Annotated in this window: 19 protein-coding genes; all 19 read right to left on the minus strand. The window is 41.0% G+C overall.

Annotated elements, in window-relative coordinates; genetic code table 11:
• Positions 1 to 2: 2 nt before the first annotated feature.
• Positions 3 to 1,073 (minus strand): protein-glutamate methylesterase/protein-glutamine glutaminase, encoded by a 1,071-nt coding sequence (locus CTER_RS14045; protein WP_004626217.1) that lies wholly within the window; start codon positions 1,071 to 1,073, stop codon positions 3 to 5.
• Positions 1,073 to 1,762, minus strand: a complete 690-nt coding sequence (locus CTER_RS14050; protein WP_040761183.1) for a flagellar brake protein — start codon at positions 1,760 to 1,762, stop codon at positions 1,073 to 1,075. Before CTER_RS14050 ends, CTER_RS14045 begins: the two co-directional genes overlap by 1 nt.
• A gap of 36 nt (positions 1,763 to 1,798) precedes the next feature.
• Positions 1,799 to 2,743, minus strand: a complete 945-nt coding sequence (locus CTER_RS14055; protein WP_004626322.1) for a MinD/ParA family protein — start codon at positions 2,741 to 2,743, stop codon at positions 1,799 to 1,801.
• A 55-nt stretch (positions 2,744 to 2,798) separates the two neighbouring features.
• Positions 2,799 to 3,968: a flagellar biosynthesis GTPase FlhF gene (gene flhF, locus CTER_RS14060; RefSeq protein ID WP_004626341.1), complete on the minus strand. Its 1,170-nt coding sequence runs from the start codon at positions 3,966 to 3,968 to the stop codon at positions 2,799 to 2,801.
• 14 nt (positions 3,969 to 3,982) lie between these two features.
• Complete coding sequence (gene flhA / locus CTER_RS14065; protein WP_004626317.1) at positions 3,983 to 6,007, minus strand: flagellar biosynthesis protein FlhA; 2,025 nt, start codon at positions 6,005 to 6,007, stop codon at positions 3,983 to 3,985.
• Positions 6,008 to 6,051: 44 nt separating this feature from the next.
• Complete coding sequence (flhB, locus tag CTER_RS14070; RefSeq protein WP_004626354.1) at positions 6,052 to 7,176, minus strand: flagellar biosynthesis protein FlhB; 1,125 nt, start codon at positions 7,174 to 7,176, stop codon at positions 6,052 to 6,054.
• A gap of 33 nt (positions 7,177 to 7,209) precedes the next feature.
• Positions 7,210 to 7,998 (minus strand): flagellar biosynthetic protein FliR, encoded by a 789-nt coding sequence (gene fliR / locus CTER_RS14075; RefSeq protein ID WP_004626310.1) that lies wholly within the window; start codon positions 7,996 to 7,998, stop codon positions 7,210 to 7,212.
• 38 nt (positions 7,999 to 8,036) lie between these two features.
• Positions 8,037 to 8,306, minus strand: coding sequence for a flagellar biosynthesis protein FliQ (fliQ, locus tag CTER_RS14080; protein WP_004626278.1), 270 nt, complete (start codon positions 8,304 to 8,306; stop codon positions 8,037 to 8,039).
• Between the two features lie 73 nt (positions 8,307 to 8,379).
• On the minus strand, positions 8,380 to 9,180 hold the full coding sequence (gene fliP / locus CTER_RS14085) for a flagellar type III secretion system pore protein FliP (RefSeq protein ID WP_004626372.1): 801 nt from the start codon (positions 9,178 to 9,180) through the stop codon (positions 8,380 to 8,382).
• Between the two features lies 1 nt (position 9,181).
• Positions 9,182 to 9,670: a flagellar biosynthetic protein FliO gene (locus CTER_RS14090; protein ID WP_004626168.1), complete on the minus strand. Its 489-nt coding sequence runs from the start codon at positions 9,668 to 9,670 to the stop codon at positions 9,182 to 9,184.
• Between the two features lie 211 nt (positions 9,671 to 9,881).
• Complete coding sequence (locus CTER_RS14095; RefSeq protein WP_004626232.1) at positions 9,882 to 10,244, minus strand: response regulator; 363 nt, start codon at positions 10,242 to 10,244, stop codon at positions 9,882 to 9,884.
• Between the two features lie 37 nt (positions 10,245 to 10,281).
• On the minus strand, positions 10,282 to 11,493 hold the full coding sequence (gene fliY, locus CTER_RS14100; RefSeq protein WP_004626266.1) for a flagellar motor switch phosphatase FliY: 1,212 nt from the start codon (positions 11,491 to 11,493) through the stop codon (positions 10,282 to 10,284).
• Position 11,494: 1 nt separating this feature from the next.
• Positions 11,495 to 12,481, minus strand: coding sequence for a flagellar motor switch protein FliM (fliM, locus tag CTER_RS14105; protein ID WP_004626274.1), 987 nt, complete (start codon positions 12,479 to 12,481; stop codon positions 11,495 to 11,497).
• Positions 12,482 to 12,493: 12 nt separating this feature from the next.
• A complete protein-coding gene (locus tag CTER_RS14110) occupies positions 12,494 to 13,006 on the minus strand; it encodes a flagellar basal body-associated FliL family protein (RefSeq protein WP_004626364.1) in 513 nt (170 codons plus the stop codon).
• A gap of 83 nt (positions 13,007 to 13,089) precedes the next feature.
• Positions 13,090 to 13,290, minus strand: coding sequence for a flagellar FlbD family protein (locus CTER_RS14115; RefSeq protein ID WP_004626242.1), 201 nt, complete (start codon positions 13,288 to 13,290; stop codon positions 13,090 to 13,092).
• 129 nt (positions 13,291 to 13,419) lie between these two features.
• Positions 13,420 to 14,763: a flagellar hook protein FlgE gene (locus CTER_RS14120; protein WP_004626280.1), complete on the minus strand. Its 1,344-nt coding sequence runs from the start codon at positions 14,761 to 14,763 to the stop codon at positions 13,420 to 13,422.
• A 92-nt stretch (positions 14,764 to 14,855) separates the two neighbouring features.
• Positions 14,856 to 15,260, minus strand: coding sequence for a TIGR02530 family flagellar biosynthesis protein (locus tag CTER_RS14125; RefSeq protein ID WP_004626286.1), 405 nt, complete (start codon positions 15,258 to 15,260; stop codon positions 14,856 to 14,858).
• 13 nt (positions 15,261 to 15,273) lie between these two features.
• Positions 15,274 to 16,161 carry a flagellar hook capping FlgD N-terminal domain-containing protein gene (locus CTER_RS14130; RefSeq protein ID WP_004626160.1) on the minus strand — a complete coding sequence of 296 codons (888 nt, stop codon included), beginning with the start codon at positions 16,159 to 16,161 and terminating at the stop codon, positions 15,274 to 15,276.
• A gap of 16 nt (positions 16,162 to 16,177) precedes the next feature.
• Positions 16,178 to 17,715: flagellar hook-length control protein FliK (locus tag CTER_RS14135; protein ID WP_004626328.1), on the minus strand; the 1,538-nt coding region annotated here is incomplete at its 5' end.

Consider the following 17,715-nt stretch of genomic DNA (forward strand, 5'->3'; position numbering starts at 1 on the left):
ATTTAACGCACCCCCAAATATTGAATAATTTCTTCTGAAATTTTGTCAAGTGATACTACCTTATCAACTGCTCCTGTCTGGATAGCCATCTTGGGCATTCCAAATACTACACTTGTTTCTTCGTCTTGAGCTATTATGTAACTTTTGTTCACATCCTTGAGCTTTTTTATTCCGCTACTCCCATCTGCCCCCATGCCGGTCATAATAACACCAATGATGTTCTTGAGACCGGTAGAAGATAACGACTCCATCATAACATCCACCGAAGGTCTATGCCCACTCACCGGCGGGGACTTGTCGAGATTTATCATTATATCGCCATTTGAAGCAGTTTCAATCAGCATATGTGAATCACCGGGTGCAATATAAACATGTCCTGCCAATATCCGCTCCTTATGGGTAGCTTCCTTTACAACCAATTCGCTCTTGCTGTCAAGTCTTTCTGCCAGGGAATTTGTGAAGCCCGGCGGCATATGCTGCACTATCAGTACAGCTGCCGGAATATCCCCCGGCAAAAACGGGATCACACTTTGCAGTGCTTTGGGTCCACCTGTTGAAGTACCTATTGCTATAATATATTTCAATACCTTGCTGCTTTTGACCACGTGACTTTCGTCGCAGTCTCTGGATTTGCACTTGAATGAATTAAACTTGATATTTTTAGCAATATTAATTTTTTCTATAATTTCATTTTTCTTTTTTTCATTTTTAATTTCAAATATGTTTTTAGGTTTTGCTATAAAATCAACCGCGCCCTCGTCCAATGCTCTGATGGTGAGCTCTGCCCCATGTTCGGTGCCGCTGCTGAGCATTATAACCGGCTTTGGAAACCTTTGCATTATCTCTTTCAAACAGTTGATGCCGTCCATTATTGGCATTTCAACATCGAGTGTTATTATATCGGGATCCAACTCTGCTATTTTATCCAGAGCATCTTTGCCGTCAGTAGCCGTACCTATCACCGAAAGTGAATCCTCAGAGTCAATTATGTCCGACAATACCTTTCTCATAAAAGCTGAGTCATCAACAATTAATACTTTTACTAAATTATTCTTGTTTGGTTTTAAATTCATTAGCTACCTCTTAGCCCTTTTCTTAATAGTTCTCTCTGCTGATTAAATATAAAGCCAACAATTTTTTCACGTTCTTTATATTCAATGTCTATAAAACCTATAGACGATATGTATTTCAACTCTTCATTAATTATCTCTCTCCTGCATCTGATCACTTTGCCTTTAAACTCCAGCTCATAGTCATCCAGTGACAGGCTGCCCGTAATTACTGAATCGGCAGTGAGCATTTTATCGGTGATCGCAGATAAGCCTCCTCCGCTTATATCAATAGTATGACCGCTGATTTGGTCATATTTGCCGGGCTCGTCCGCAGCCGGCGAATCAAAACACACAGGAACCCTGCAGTCAAAGCGGTAGTACTGTCTCCTCTGAATTTTTTCCGGCTTTTCTGTAACCCTTACATCTAATAAGGCTATGTCATCGATGATGAGTCTGTCTGTTACATAGCCGACAATTCTATAGATCTGACTGGCTTTACAAAACAGGTAAGCCTCTATATACGAGTTGACCCGTACCGGATAAACCTTGGCTTCATGTATAGGAGCGCTGATCCTGATAATATTAACGTCTGTAAAACCTTCCAGCTGGCTTACAAATCCAATATCAATCTTTCCTTCAACCGGATCAACAACTGTCATTTCTATCTTGGTTCCTACCGAAAAATCTTTCAAGTTATATACAGTGTTCAAGCGATTTACCCCACATAGTTATAGTATACTACCTAATCAATTGGTAAACAACCCAACAAATCTATTAATGAATCCTTTGATACCTGTTTGTGCAGTGCTGTTTACAACATTTTCCTTCCGGATAATGGAATCAGCTAAATCATATATAAGCTTACTGGTTGAATTCTTGGGATAACACAGCAAATACGGCCTTTGGAGCTTTACCGACTTGGTAAAGGACTGATCAAAGGGAAGGTAGCCCAGGGATTCCAGTTTTATACCAAGAAATCTCTCCGATACCGCTGCAAAATTATTATAAACAGTCTTTGCTTCGTTCTCATTATCCGCCCTGTTTATCAAAACATTGATAGCACAATCCTTCTTTATATTGGCCACAGTTTTTACAAGAGCATATGCATCCGTTATGGAGGTCGGCTCGGGAGTCACAACTAAAAGTACTTCATCGGCTGATAGTACAAAATTCATAACCGTATCCGAAAGCCCCGCACCTGTATCTATCAATATGTAATCGGCAATATGATCCAGCAGGGATATATTGGCGATAAAGGCGTCCAGTGAATTCTTGTCCAGATTTATCAGCTTCTGGACTCCCGATCCGCCTGAAATAAACTTTATATTATTAGGGCCGTCGCATAGTATATCCAGAATACCCTTTTCACTGTTGATGGAATCCAGCAAAGTATATCTGGGAACGATACCAAAAACAACATCTATATTTGACAAACCCAAATCCGCATCAATTATTACAACCCTATAACCCTTCTGACTCAATGCAATAGCCAGGTTAACGGTAACATTTGTCTTCCCGACGCCCCCCTTGCCGCTTGTAACAGTCACAACCCTGGCACGTCTGCCGACTGTAATCCTTTCAGGCGACAGGTTATTGCCGGTGCTGCTGCCGGGTTCATTGCCGGGTTCATTGCCGGGTTCATTATTTAGGTTGTTAACTATCTTTCTTAACTTTTCAGCCTGATCTATCATCCTTAACCTCCGTGTCCGCAATAGCTGCTAAACTTAAACAATACCGGTATTCAAGTTAAGACAAACTCCCCAATAGGTTTTTTGAAAGCCTGTCGATATTTGCTATTTCGATATCATCAGGTACATTTTGTCCATTTGTAATATAGGACAAGCTTTTATTGGCATAACATTTTGTATTTAGTATACTTCCGTATACAGGTGTTTCATCCAGCTTTGTAAAAATAAGCCTGTAATTCGGAATAAAATCGTAATTCTTTATTATATCCTTACAGTTCTTGGAGCTGACGGTTGAACTCAGCACTAAAAATATATTGTCGGCATTGCTCACCGAAACCAGATTCTTCAGCTCGTCAAATTTCTGCTTGTCCCTGTAGCTGCAGCCGGCCGTATCAACCAGAATAACATCCTTGTCACCGTAGTTGTCAATCTCATTTGTTATTTCAGGTACGGAATATGCCACCGATATGGGTATACCCAGTATTTCGGCATATGTCTTCAACTGCTCTACAGCTGCTATTCTATAAGTATCGGCTGTTATCATTCCCACCTTTTTGTTGCTGGACAGGATAAAGGATGCCGCAAGTTTGGCAAGTGTGGTAGTCTTCCCCACACCAGTGGGACCAACAAAAAGAATTACAGTCGGTTTCCCGTCCTCTCTCAGATGTATGGGTTCAGCTTTTCCAAGCATTGCTGCTATGGTTGACTGCATCACTATTGTCGCATCGTGAATATTTCTGGAGCTGCTTTTCTTTGCCACTTCCTCAATGATTCTCTTTGCAATATCCTCATCAACTTCATTCTTCAAAAGGTTGTTATAGAGCAGTTGGAATACCTGAGGCAATTGACTGCCGGTCTCTTCGCTTCCGGTTTCATTACCCTTGTTTTCGGTTCCTACAATATTTAATATTTTATCCAAAAGGTTCTCAATATTATTTACTTTATTCTCTAACCCGGTAACCATTTCCTCTTTTTGGGGCAGAATATTTTTAGAATTTGTACTATCTTGTTGAATCTGTTCGATTTTTGTCAGCTGCCTGTCCCTGGATTTGCTGTTATCATCATCTATGGCAGCCATGATTTCTATCATAGGCTTGGTGAAATATTTCTTAAATCCCTTTTGCCTGACTTTTTTGGTATTCAGAATAATGGCATTATTCCCAAGGTCCATTTTTACCTTCAGCAATGCCTCCTGTGTATCCTTTCCTATATACCGCTTGATCTTCATACTAACCTCCATGTCTATACAGTAACAGTACCAACAGACTGTATTTCAACACCCGGATCTATCTCATTATAAGATAATACCACCAAACCGGGAATAACATTCTCAGTCAATCTCTTAAAATATAGCCTCACTATGGGTGAAGCAAGTACAATTGGCTGGCTGCCAAGCTGCAGCAGTCTCTGAACATTTTTTGATACATTGTTTATAATTGTATTGCTCACAGAAGGGTCAAGTGCCAGGTAGGAACCAAACTCCGTCTTCTGTATGTTATCCATGATCAGCTGTTCAACTTTTGGATCAATTGTGATTACATTTGAGTTTCCGTTAAAGAACCTCTGGGATATAGCTCTGCCAAGTGCCTGCCTCACGTACTCGGTAAGCATGTCCACATCATGAGTCATAGGTGAGTAGTCGGCCAGAGTTTCCATTATGGTTACCATATCCCTTATGGATACGTTTTCCTTCAACAGATTTGCAAGTACCTTCTGTATCTCCCCGATACTCATAAGCTTGGGCACTAGTTCGTCCACAATTGCGGGATAAGCCTGCCTGATATTGTCTACAAGAGCCTGAACTTCCTGTCTGCCGAGCAATTCGTAGGAATGTTTCTTTATGACCTCTGTTAAATGTGTTGCGATAATCGAAGGCGGATCAACAACAGTATAACCCAGCATCTCGGCCTTGTCTCTCTGTCCCTCCTGAATCCAGATGGCGGGCAGGCCGAATGCCGGCTCTGTGGTCTTGATACCATCCAGTTCTTCTTCAACACCGCCTGAGTTCATAGCTAAAAAGTAATCGAACAAGAGCTCGCCTTTGGCAACTTCCGACCCTTTTATCTTAATAATGTATTCATTGGGACCTATCTGAATATTGTCTCTAAGCCTTATCACAGGAACGATCATACCCAGCTCAAGCGCAAGCTGCCTCCTGATAAGCACTACCCTGTCCAGCAGATCGCCCCCCTGGTTTGCATCGGCCAGAGGAATTATACCATATCCGAATTCCAGCTCGATAGGGTCGACCTGGAGAAGTGTTACAACATTTTCAGGTTTTCTGATCTCCTCGACTTCACTTTCCTGTATCTGAACTTCTTCATCCGCGACCGCTTCCTTCTGGAGCTGCTTTATCTTAATTCCAATAAACACCAGTACGGCAGCCAAAATCAAAAACGGTATTGGTGTCAGAAAAGGCGCCATACCCACACTCAGCACAGCTGCAATAAACAGCACCTTCGGGTTGTAGAACAATTGCTTGATAACATCTTTATTCAGGTCTGAATCGGCACCTGCCCTTGTAACTATGAAGGAGGTGGCAACTGAGAGCATAAGTGCCGGCAGCTGGCTGACAAGACCGTCACCTATAGTCAAAATGGTATAGTTATTAAGGGCTTCCGATATTTCCTCTCCCCTCATAACTACACCTATTATCAGACCGCCTGCTATATTAAGAAAGGTAATTATTATACCTGCAATGGCGTCATTTTTAACAAACTTGCTGGCACCATCCATTGAACCGTAGAAGTCTGCTTCTCTTTGAACCTTTTTTCTTCTTTCCTTTGCCTCGGCTTCACTGATCAAACCGGTGTTCAAGTCGGCATCAATAGCCATCTGCTTACCGGGCATGGCATCGAGGGTAAATCTTGCCGCAACTTCCGCAACTCTTTCGGAACCTTTTGTGATAACCAGGAAGTTTACTATCATGATGATGAAGAATATTACGAATCCGACAACAAGGTTATTTCTTCCCACAAATGTACCAAAACCTCTGATAACCTCTCCGGCCTTACCTTCTGAAAGAATCAGCTTTGTGGCTGTAACATTGAGTGATAACCTGTAAATGGTAGTGACAACTATCAGCGTGGGGAATATGGACAAATCCAGAGCAGTCTTAAGATAGATGGTATTGAGCATGATAATGGCTGCCAGGATTATATTGATGGCCAGCAAAAAGTCCAGCATGATTTCCGGAATCGGCAAGATGAGGTTTAATATTGTAATTATTACTATTAACGGTATAAAGAAATTATTAAGTCTTGACAATTTTTATCCCCCTTAAATAAGTTCTGCAAATCCAGGTATGTTCTCTAACCCGCTCTGCCGCCATTTTTTAGATTATATACAAATGCAAGGATTTCAGCGACTGCCTGATACAGCTCCGGCGGTATGGGCTGTCCGATATCAACAGTACTGTAAAGAGTTCTTGCAAGAGGTTTATTTTCAACAATCTGTACCTTGTTTTCATTTGCGAGCTGTTTAATCCTCAGGGCTATGTAGTCCTGCCCTTTGGCAACCACAAATGGGGCACTGGCTTTTTCAGCATCGTACTTGATGGCAACGGCAAAATGTGTCGGGTTTGTAATTACAACATCTGCTTTAGGTATTTCCTGCATCATCCTCTTCATGGACATCTGCCGCTGCTTCTGCTTGATTTTGGACTTAATTTCCGGATTTCCTTCCATTTGCTTGTACTCTTCCTTGACTTCCTGTTTTGTCATCTTAAGGCTTTTTTCATAGTCATATCGCTGATATAAGTAATCCAAAAACCCAACAATGATCATTGCTGCACATATCCTCAGCGCCACCGTGAAAGCAGCATTCCCGATGAAGGAAAGTATGTCGAACAGGTCATTGTCCATCAGCGCAATTACTTCGTTTGTTTTAGACTTCAAATACGAGTAGGCAACCCAGGCAACAATAAGAATCTTGATAATTGCTTTAACCAGCTCCACTACCGATCTCATTGAAAAAATTCTTTTAAATCCGCTGAGCGGATTAATCCTGTTTCCCTGTGGTTTCAAGGTCTCAAGAGTAAAAAGAACTCCCACCTGGGCGTATCCTACCAGCAAACCCGCCAGCACCGCAATCAACAGCAGAGGCAGCGAAGTTTTCGCCAGGACGGTAACACCGTCAATGAATAACTTGGCAAGAATACCCGTATCAAATGCATCTTTGTTTGTAAGGTATTCAGTAAACACTTTCTTCATATATGTAGATATCTGCTCATATATTATTGAGCCAAAGGCATTCATTGAAACAATCATTAAAATTAATATCAAAGAGGCAGACATTTCTCTGCTTTGAAATACCTGACCTTTTTTTCTTGCGTCACTTTTTTTCTTGGGAGTGGCTTTTTCTGTCTTGTCATCTCCCCCGGCAGCAAATAGCTGATAATTTAGCCCAAGGTGCTGCTCCTTAACAGGATTTGTCATTCCATCCTCCCAGAATACTCACTGTTTATAGCTCTAACCCGGCACCATCGACTTGATAAACTTGAATATTTCAATACCCATATCATCAGTCATCATGGTCACAATGTATATAAATGCCGGAACTGTAATAAATACAATTACCATGCCGGTCAATATCTTCAGAGGCATGCCCAGAATGAACACATTCATCTGCGGTATGGTTTTTGATATAATGCCAAGCACAACATCCGTTACTATTACCGCAGCCACTATGGGTGCAGCTATCTTGAACCCCACCGAAAACATATTCTTAAAGACCACAATTATGTTATCAACCATACCGGGTCCGAAAACGGCACTTCCCAGAGGCACAATGCTGAAGCTCTGGTATAAAGCCCTGATCAGCATATGGTGTCCATTTGTAACAAGAAAAATTATCATGGCCAGCATATAATACAAGTTTGCCGTTACCGGCACCTGTATGTTGCTCAGCGGATCCAATACGTTCACCATACCAAATCCTATCTGCATGTCTATAATCTGACCGGCTATATATATGCTTGTAAAAACCGCATAGGCCACAAAACCTATTACAACTCCCACAAGGAATTCCTTTATAATATACAGGGCATAAATCATAAAATTCTGAGTATCTATGACGTGCCCCACCTGAATTACATTTGCCATTAACAGAGTTGTCGTAAAGGCAAATCCAATCTTAAAATACACCGGTATGTTTCCGCGGCCGAATATTGGCGCAGTCACAAACAAACCGGTCATCCTTACAAAAATAAGGAGGAAAAGCTCGATATTGTTCAAAAACATATCAAACGGGATGTGCATTCTAACCTCCATATTGCTTCGCGCTGCTCAAGCTGCTCCTATTTAATGAATTGGTTCATATTGGTAAAAATATTTTGCGTGTATTCAATCAGTACTCTTAACATCCACGAACCAAAAAGCGCAATTGCTGCAATAACCGATAGAATTTTGGGCACATAGGTCAGAGTTTGCTCCTGAATCTGGGTTGTAGCCTGAAAAATACTTACTACGAGACCTACAACCATACTGATGATCAAAACCGGAGCCGACACATATATCACAACTTTCAAGGCCCCCTGTGCAATATATATAATGCTGCTTTCATCCATTTCCTCACATCCCCCCAAGTCGTTCAATTCACAGGCCTATAGTCCACATCTTTCATTGACTGCCTATCCGATGTCACCGTGCAAAGCTTACAACGATGGACTGCGTTAACATTGACCATCCATCCACTAAAATAAACAGCAATATTTTAAACGGCAGTGATATCATTGTAGGCGGAAGCATCATCATACCCATTGACATCAAAGTACTTGAAACAACAATGTCAATGATCAGGAACGGCAAAAATATTAAAAATCCAAATTTAAAGGCAACCATGAGCTCACTGATCAAAAAAGCCGGTGCCACTATTGTCAATGACAGCTTTGAAGCATCCTGAACCTTAATGGGGTCTTTCTGACCGCTCAATGTCATAAATAGTTCCAGGTCCTTCTCCCTCTTATTGCTGAAAATCTGTTTTACCATCCACGTTTTTATAGTGTCAGAACCTTTTTCAATAGCCTGCTGTGACGTAATTTCACCTTTTGAATAGGGCTGAAAAGCATTATCATTTATATCTGCAAGCACCGGAGTCATAACAAAAAATGTTATAAATAAAGCCAGACCTATTATAACCTGATTTGGCGGCATTTGCTGTGTACCAAGGGCATTTCTCAAAAATGACAGGATGACAATTATTCTTGTAAAACCTGTCATCATTATAAGAATTGAAGGAGCGACGGCCAGCACTGTGAGCATTAACAAAAGCTGAATACTGGACGAAACATCCTTCGGATTTTGAGACGCACCGATATTTATTCCGTCCTGTGTAACAGAAATACTGGGTTCAGCCATAGCCTGTCCGCCCATCAGACAAAAAACAACTACCAAAATACATGTTATAAAGATAAACTTTTTAATTTTACTTTTCTTGTTCATTTTATCCCCGTCTATCGTTCATACTGTTGGTTATGTGTTTCAGTTTCTCAAGATTATTCTTGAACTTGTCATCATTTGAATCCCGTTGAAAACTTTCCGGCACTTTATCAACTACGGTTTCAGCAGGCTTTGTTTCGGTAGCTGCATTGCCGGAATTGAACCCACGAATATATTTCTTTAAAACAGATTTGAAATCTATGACCTCGGATATGGGATTTTTGATTTCTGCTTCTTCAAAATCACTGATATTAACTCTGGCCAAAAACTCCACATTCTTGTTTGAAGCAGAAAGTATAAAAAATTCCTTATCCACTTTCACGAGATGTAATCTGTTATTGACTCCAAGACTGAGGGACTCTATTATTTGCATATAGTTGCCCTTCATCATCTTCTTTGACTTATATGTCAGATATTTTGTTGTCAACAGTAAAATGCCCATAACAACTAAAAATGCCAGGATTACTGTAAAATACCTGAAAATTTGATCCATAGTAACCTCCAAGAGCATATTATGACTTTGAGCCGCAATGAAATAAATTTTAAACAAAACTTATTTGCCACCAGATTTTTGAAGGTTAAAGATCCATTTACTATAAAATATCCTGCTGTTATCTAACAAAAATCATATAGCAGTGGAGAAACCGAGCCATATAAATTTATTACAATCAGCAGGATATTTTCATTAAATGTTTATCTGACCATTAACCTATAACTTTTTTAACCGCCTCAACAACGCGGTCTGCCTGGAATGGTTTAACAATGAAGTCTCTTGCGCCTGCTTGTATTGATTCAATAACCATTGCTTGCTGTCCCATAGCTGAACACATTATGATTTTGGCGTCACTATGTAATTTTTTTATTTCCCTGACAGCTGTTACCCCGTCCATTTCAGGCATTGTTATATCCATAATAACCAAGTCAGGAGTAAGTTCCTTGTATTTCTCTATAGCTTTTAATCCATTGTCGACATCTGCTGCTATATCATAGCCATTCTTGGATAATATATCCTTGATCATCATCCTCATAAATGCCGCATCGTCAACAATTAATATACTTTTCCCCATAACGCTCTCTCCTTAACTATTCGTTAATTTTCATAAATTATAATCGTTTTGATGGATGAATTATATCTGTAATTCTTACACCAAAGCTTTCATCAATTACTACAACTTCTCCCTTAGCAATAGCTTTTCCATTTACCAATATATCAACTGGCTCTCCTGCAAGCTTATCCAATTCAATTATTGAACCTGAACCGAACTCTAAAATATCTCTTATAAGCTTCTGAGTCCGACCCAATTCAACAGTCACCTGCAGAGGTAAGTCCATTATAAGGCTTATGTTTTTCTTTTCAGATGCGGACAAACCGTCATCAAAAGCCTGGAACTGAACAGGCTGCACACTTACCGGATTTCTCGGCCTTTGCATGTCCTGATAGCCCATATCATACCCATAACCCTGCATTGGCTGCTGCATCATGGGTTGTTGCATCATTGGCTGCTGCATAACAGGCTGTTGCATGACCGGCTGTTGTATTACAGGTTGCTGCATAACCGGCTGCTGCATGGCAGGCTGGGCTTGTGGCTGGGGAGCCGCAGGCATTTCCGGTTCGGGAGCGGCCTTGGCTTTTTCAGAATTGAGCAGGCTGTTGACCAGTTCCTTGGCAAATTTCATTGGAAGCAGCTGCATTATTTCACTGTCAATCAACGTACCCACTACCATTTTGAATGCAATTTTTACAAGGACATCATTCATTTCAAATTCCCCGAAGGGATCTCCGTTACCAAAACTAACAACGAAAGCTTTCGGAGGTGAGATGTCTATTCTCTTTGAAAACATTGAAGACATGGATGTGGCAGAAGAACCTATCATCTGGTTCATAGCTTCACTGATGGCACTTAAATGCAGATCGGTAAGCTCACCTTCAGCTATTACTCCTTCTCCGCCCATCATTAAATCAGTAATGATTTTAACGTCATCCTGCTTTAATATCAAAAGGTTGCTCCCTATCAATCCATCGGTATACTCAACTTTTACCGCAACATATTGTGAAGAATAACTCTTGGAAAGATCAGACCATGAAGTTAACGAAACATTTGGAGTGGTGATGGTAACTTTCTGAGACAACAGGGTAAATAAGGTTGTAGCAGAAGTACCCATACTTATATTGCCAATCTCTCCCAAGGCATCTATTTCCTGAGTCGATAAACCATCATTTGAGCCGGCGCCGCCAACATTATCCGTGGATTCATCCGAAGAGGAAGTGCCATTTAATAAGGCGTCAATTTCTGCTTGCGTAAGCATATCTCCCATTCTATTCTTCCTCCCTTCTAATCACTTCTGTAATTTTCACTGCAATTTTATTCTTTTTAACACCAGGTTTTGCTAAAAACTTCGGCAAATCTCCTACCAGTATCTCCAAATCTCCGTTTATACTCGTTTCAAGCGGCAAAACGTCACCTTTCTGAAGATCAAGGAACTCGCCTATGTTTATTACCGTCTTTCCTAAAACAGCTCTCACAGGAACTAATGTATTTTCAATCTTGAACTCAATATCCTGCTTATTATGTTCAGTCTTTTCATTTTCAATATTTGTGAACCAAAGCTTTGTACTGAGCTTTGGCATTATTGGCTCAACAGTCATATGCGGTATGCATATGTTAATCATACCCTTCACTTCGCCGACTACTACATTGAGAGTAATCAAGGCAACCATTTCATTTGGGTGAATTATTTGAGCAAACTGTGCGTTGGTTTCAATTTTCTCCAGCCTTGGTTTTATTGAAATAATGCTTTCCCAAGGTTCACGCATCAGGTTTAAAATTTGTATTATAATCCGCTCCAGTATTGCCAGCTCAATCTCGGTAAAGGACCGGACTCTTTCCATGGCAGATCCCCGGCCTCCAAGTATCCTGTCTATCAGCGAATAGGCTATACTTGGATCCATTTCAAAAATAACAGAGCCGTTCAGAGGACTGAAGTCCACAATTCCCAATACTACCGGATTTGCCAGTGAATTGCTGAATTCACTGTACTGCAGTGCATCTACCGATAAAACGTCCACCTGCACCAGTGACCTTAAATATCCTGATAAAAAGGTCTGAACCAGTCTGGCGTAATTTTCGTTTATAAACTGTAAAGTTCTCTTATGGTCATTGGCAAACTTCGGTGGCTTCTTAAAGTCATGTAATTTTACTTTCTTTTCAGTTTTGGTGGTTTGAATCTGCTGTACGTCTATATCCCCTGTGGTAAGTGCCTTCAACAGTTCATCAATCTCATTTTGAGATAGTATATCTCCCAATCAGCTCACCTCCTATTGATAAAACCAGTAATCAAAAACTATGGAGTAAACAAGAGGACTAGCCTTTTTATCGTTATTAATCAAAATATCATTTATTATCTTTTTCAAATCCTCGGAGGCTTTTTGTTTGGCATCTGCCTGACTGACATCCTCAAGTGTCAAACCCTGGAAGTAAGTACCTATGGCAGAGTTTATCTCCTTGTTGTAGAAATCTATCTTTGCAGCTATTTCTTCCTCGGATTTTATTCCATCTACTTTTTTGTAATGCTTCATGCATGCACTTAAAACGATCACAGCAACCTGTTTGTCATTGGTTTTCTTAAGATTAAAGTTGGTTTTTTCAAAAATTACCTTATTTGCAAGTTCATCATCGGTTGGAATCTTTTCTGTCACCATAACTATCTCTTTCTCAGGAGCTGAGCCATGGCTGTCGAAAAAGAAATATCCTATTGCAAGGAAAGCAAGCGATATTGAAAGAAATGCAACAATAACCAGTAAAATAAAATAACTGCTTTTTCCTTCCAAAATTTTTTCCCCCTTAACGTTTTAGCTATAATAATACATTAGCAATAATTATTAATGTCTAAACAAAATAACTAAAGTAAAAATCAAGTCGAAATTTCTTTTATTTTGATAATATTTCCTTTGTATTGTAACACCTTGTCAATCACTTCATCAACACTTTCGAGAACAACATATTTCTTACCGTTTATTGTGGAAATAACTGTATCGGGTGTACTTTCTACAGTTTCAATCAATTCACAGTTCAGCACAAAGAAAGACCTGTTTAGCTTAGTTAATCTAATCATAATATTTTTACTCCAAAAAGACAATAGATAAATTCCTTAAAACTTACAAAATAAGACTAAAAACATTATTTTACTACTACCATGGACCCAAGGTCTTACCCGGGATCCATGGCCGTAATACTATTTAATTTACCTCTTTAAGTTTACCAGTTCCTGGAGCATTTCATCAGAAGTTGTTATGATTCTGCTGTTTGCCTGGAACCCTCTCTGCGTAATGATCATGTCGGTAAACTCTCTTGAAAGGTCAACATTCGACATTTCAAGCGTTCCCGGACTCAGTGAGCCCACGCCCTCCGAACCTGCCTGAAGTCCCTTTGTAAAGTCACCTGAGTTGGTAGTCGGGATAAACAGGTTATCGCCTATCTTCTGCAAGCCCGCAGGATTTGAGAAGCTGGCCAGTGCAACCATTCCCAGAGGCTGCTGCTGTCCGTTGCTGTATATACCTGTCAGTATTCCGTCGGAACCTATGTTGAAGGTAACCAGATTACCGGTTGTATACCCGTCAATATTGGTAGGTTTAACCGAACAGTCGGCCGAGAACATGGTGACGTTGGAGAAGTCAAGATTTATACTAAGCGGAGCGACACCCTCAGGTTCAATACCAAAGCTTTCAATAACCGAGTTATCCACATCCAATTTACCTTCGTTTGTAAATACAAGTGTTCCATCGGGGTTAGTATCTACAGGGTTATAAGTTACCTCACCGGTATCTTCATCGATACCCTTTTCAAATATTCTATAGTTCCATGAATTAGTACCACCATCTGATGTATTCCAATAGCATACGGAAAATTCATGGGAATTTCCCAGGCTGTCATAGGCGGTAAATGGAACCGAGAACTGACCGTCCGAAGGTTTTTGTGGATCATCTATTGCATCATCAGGTTTAATCGACGAATTCAAATTTCCTGAAAGTACGGCATTTGTGGTAGCCTTTGGTGCAATAACTCTCTTGTTTCCATTGAATTCATCATTGTACAGATTAATGGGTCCGATTTCGGATTCTGTGTCGTATTTTATCGTTCCGTCAGGCAGTCTGTCATATTTCATCCACCCGTACACATTCATGCCGCTGCCCGATACAAGGTTGCCCAGCTTGTCAAGACCAAAGTTGCCTGCTCTTGTAAACTTGAAGGTATCGGCATTTGAGCCTTTTACAATGAAGAAGCCTTCTCCTTCAATTGACAGGTCGGTTGGATTGTCGGTTCTCTGTGAGCTTCCTCTTGTCATCATTGTGTCGATAGCTCCGACACCTGTACCCAGGCCGATCTGCATGGGGTTGGTACCTCCTCTGCCCAGCGCTGCGTCAGGTGCGCCTGCACCTCTTAAAGTCTGGTTGAACACTTCCTGGAAAGTTACTCTCCCTGACTTAAAGCCAACTGTATTTACGTTGGCAACGTTATTACCAATAACGTCCATTCTTGTCTGGTGTGCTCTTAGTCCCGACACACCAGAAAACATTGATCTCATCATAATTAAGTGACCCCCTATTTTAGGTTATCCCGGGTTCCGTCCGTCGTTCGGGAACCCTTTTCAGCTTCCCCTAAGGGTCCAGCTGATTGTTGTCATGCAAAAATTGCACCGTCGATATTTGTAAAAACATTTTCCTTCAACTCATTGTTGTTTACTGCGGTAATGACAGTTTTACTTGGTACATTAACCACAAAAGCCATATTGTCCAGTATCACCAATGAATCTTTTACGCCTTTTTGCTGAGCCATGGAGACTGCACTGTTTATCTTGTCCTTTTGAGTCTGTGTCAGATCAATATTTCTGGCCTGCATTCTCATCTCAGCATGTTTTGAAAATTTTACTGCCCCAGTCTTGTCTATTGCCTGCTGCAGGATATTTTCAAAACCAACTCCGTTAACATTAGCGGTATTGTTATTTTTTACACCGTTTGTCTGAATTCTTCCGGGTGTTAAAGGCGAATTAATTATCCTGTTTGGAAAATTATTGTTAATCACCATAACTCACCTTCTTTCAATTTCCGGTTGTGCCGTCTTCTGCCGGTGTTTCCTGTTCTCCGGTTCCGGCCTCCTGTTTCTTGATATTTGATACGCTGTGCACTGAAACATACAAATCGTCAAGAACTGCTGTAATCTTTCCTGTCTTCTCATCAAGATTATAACTCTTCAACGTTGCTGTTACAGGAACCTTGCTGCCGGTTTCGGAATCCTTGATGGTTATCTTTACTTCCTTGCCCAGATTCTGTTCCAGATAGTCCTTGGTATAGGCAGGACTTGTTGATTTTGCACCTGTTACCTCAGCTATTTCCACATCAACATCATCCATTACCGCGTAATCTTCATTAACGCCTTTCTGGATCTCTTTTACATCGCCGCTCAGGTTGATAAGATTGCCATTGGATGAATCATAAACAGCACCTTTGACTCTGAAGCCTATCAGGTTTGTATATTCCGACAGGTTGCTGTAAGTGTTGTAAATGCTGTCATTTACTTCAACCACCTTATCGGCTTCGACCTCCTGATTGTTTACAAGCAGGAATGCCTTTCCGTCCCTCATTTTAACTGTAGTAACGTTACCTGTGACGGTTTTGACCTCAAAAGTCTTCGGATCGGTAATATTGGCAGTTACATCCTTGCCTATCATGTTGAACGCCTGGGATTTTGTCAAAACCCCGTTCATGTTCTGCATCTGTTCCAGAGAACTGAACTGTGCCATCTGTGCAATAAATTCCTTGTCGTTTGTAGGTTCCAGAGGATCCTGATATCTGAGCTGTGTTACCAGCAGGTTCAGAAAATCGTCCTTTCCAAGCTCTCCGCCGTTTTTTCTGGTTTCCTTCTTGCTCTGGGTACTTTGAATAATCTGATCTATTGTCGGATTATTTGATACATTGCCTGTTGCCATTCCAATCCTCCCTTCTCTAAGCTGTTAGATTGATTGTGTTGGTTTCATATGAATATTGAGCGAGTCTTTCAGGTAAAGTCTCCAGAATATTTCCGGTTACTCCAATACCTTCCTGCCTGCCCTCTCCATGCTTGACCCTGTCTGCCGAACCGCTGCTTTTGCCTGCATAGGAGTTTTGCTGCTGATAATCGCCTTTTCTGTCCTGGCCCACCTGAACGCTGACAGAGTCAATTGAAATACCCTGTTTCTCAAGTGAATCCTTGAGCAGCTGCATATTGGTTTCAATTATTTCCTTAACCTTCTGGTTTTCAGCAATAAACTTTGCAGCAACGATACCCTGTTCTGTAACAACTTTCAACTCAAGCTTGCCCAGATGGTCAGGCTTCAGCTGGATAACCATTTCAGACTTGTCCTGGCCCAATATGACTTTTGCATTTTCAACCACCTGATTCATGACTTCGGTCGTTCTGACCGGCTGCGGCATTGTAAACTCGGATTTTGTAACGGTATTCTGGGTATTGGCCATATTGACCTTTACATCTCCGAACACCTGCACATTCTGCTCGTTGGACACGTTGACCTGAACTCCCGCGGATTTGGTATCAACCGTTGAAGCTGCTTTATCTGAAGCTGCTGCTTCTTTTACAGTCACATTCTCTTCAGCCTCGTCAGTTTTGGTCTCTTTCTTTATTTCCGGTTTAACACCTATATTTTCAACTGTGTTTTCCGGTTTTAAGGAAATTTCCGAAGGGTTGTCCGAAACGCTGCTCACACTGACCCTGTTCTGTGCCTGTGCTTTCATAGAAGCAAGGATTTTTGAAATCTCCGAGCTGATTGATTCAGAATCGGTTTTTCCTTCTTTGATCATAGCGTCAATTTTAGCTTTTAAATCAGCCGACAGTTTGGCCAGCTTATTGGCATCAAGACCCGTACCGTTGTCAGAAGCGGCGGTTTTAACAGTTGATTCTGCGGCTCCGGCATCTGCGGTTTTTTCAACTGCTCCAGCCTGCCTGCCCGCTTCCTCCGCCATTTTTAACAATATCTCTTTTTGAGAATCATTAAGTTCCAGTACATCTCCCAGCTTTTGAACAAAAAGGGCAAGTTTCTTCACATCTTTAAGATCTTCGGCAGAAAAACCAAGCTGATTTGCCAGCTTCATCAATTCGTTGGGTGATATTCCAAACATTTGAGCAAGTAATACAATTTGATCATCGTATTTATCCTCTTTTGTCATGGTCTCAGATACCGTATCGAGTCCTTCTGACTGCGTTCCACCCGACACTTTCCTGACATTTGACTGATTTGAAACGGCTGCTCTTTCAGCCTGTACATCCCTGAAGGAATTGTACTTCGGCTTAACCTCGGCATTCCCGGAAGCCTGTCCGTCATTATTTGAATTCAGAGCATTGGATGTATTCTTTGCAGAATTGGACGAATTGTTTAATGTCTTATCAAATACCGATTTAAAATCAGACGAAGAAGAGCCCTGGGAAGTTTTTGCCTTCAGGTTCACCAGTGAATTGTCATTGTTCTGGGAAACCATGAGCATTGGTG

Origin of the sequence: Ruminiclostridium cellobioparum subsp. termitidis CT1112, from assembly GCF_000350485.1 — a bacterium.
GTDB classification, from domain to species: Bacteria; Bacillota; Clostridia; order Acetivibrionales; family DSM-1351; genus Ruminiclostridium; species Ruminiclostridium termitidis.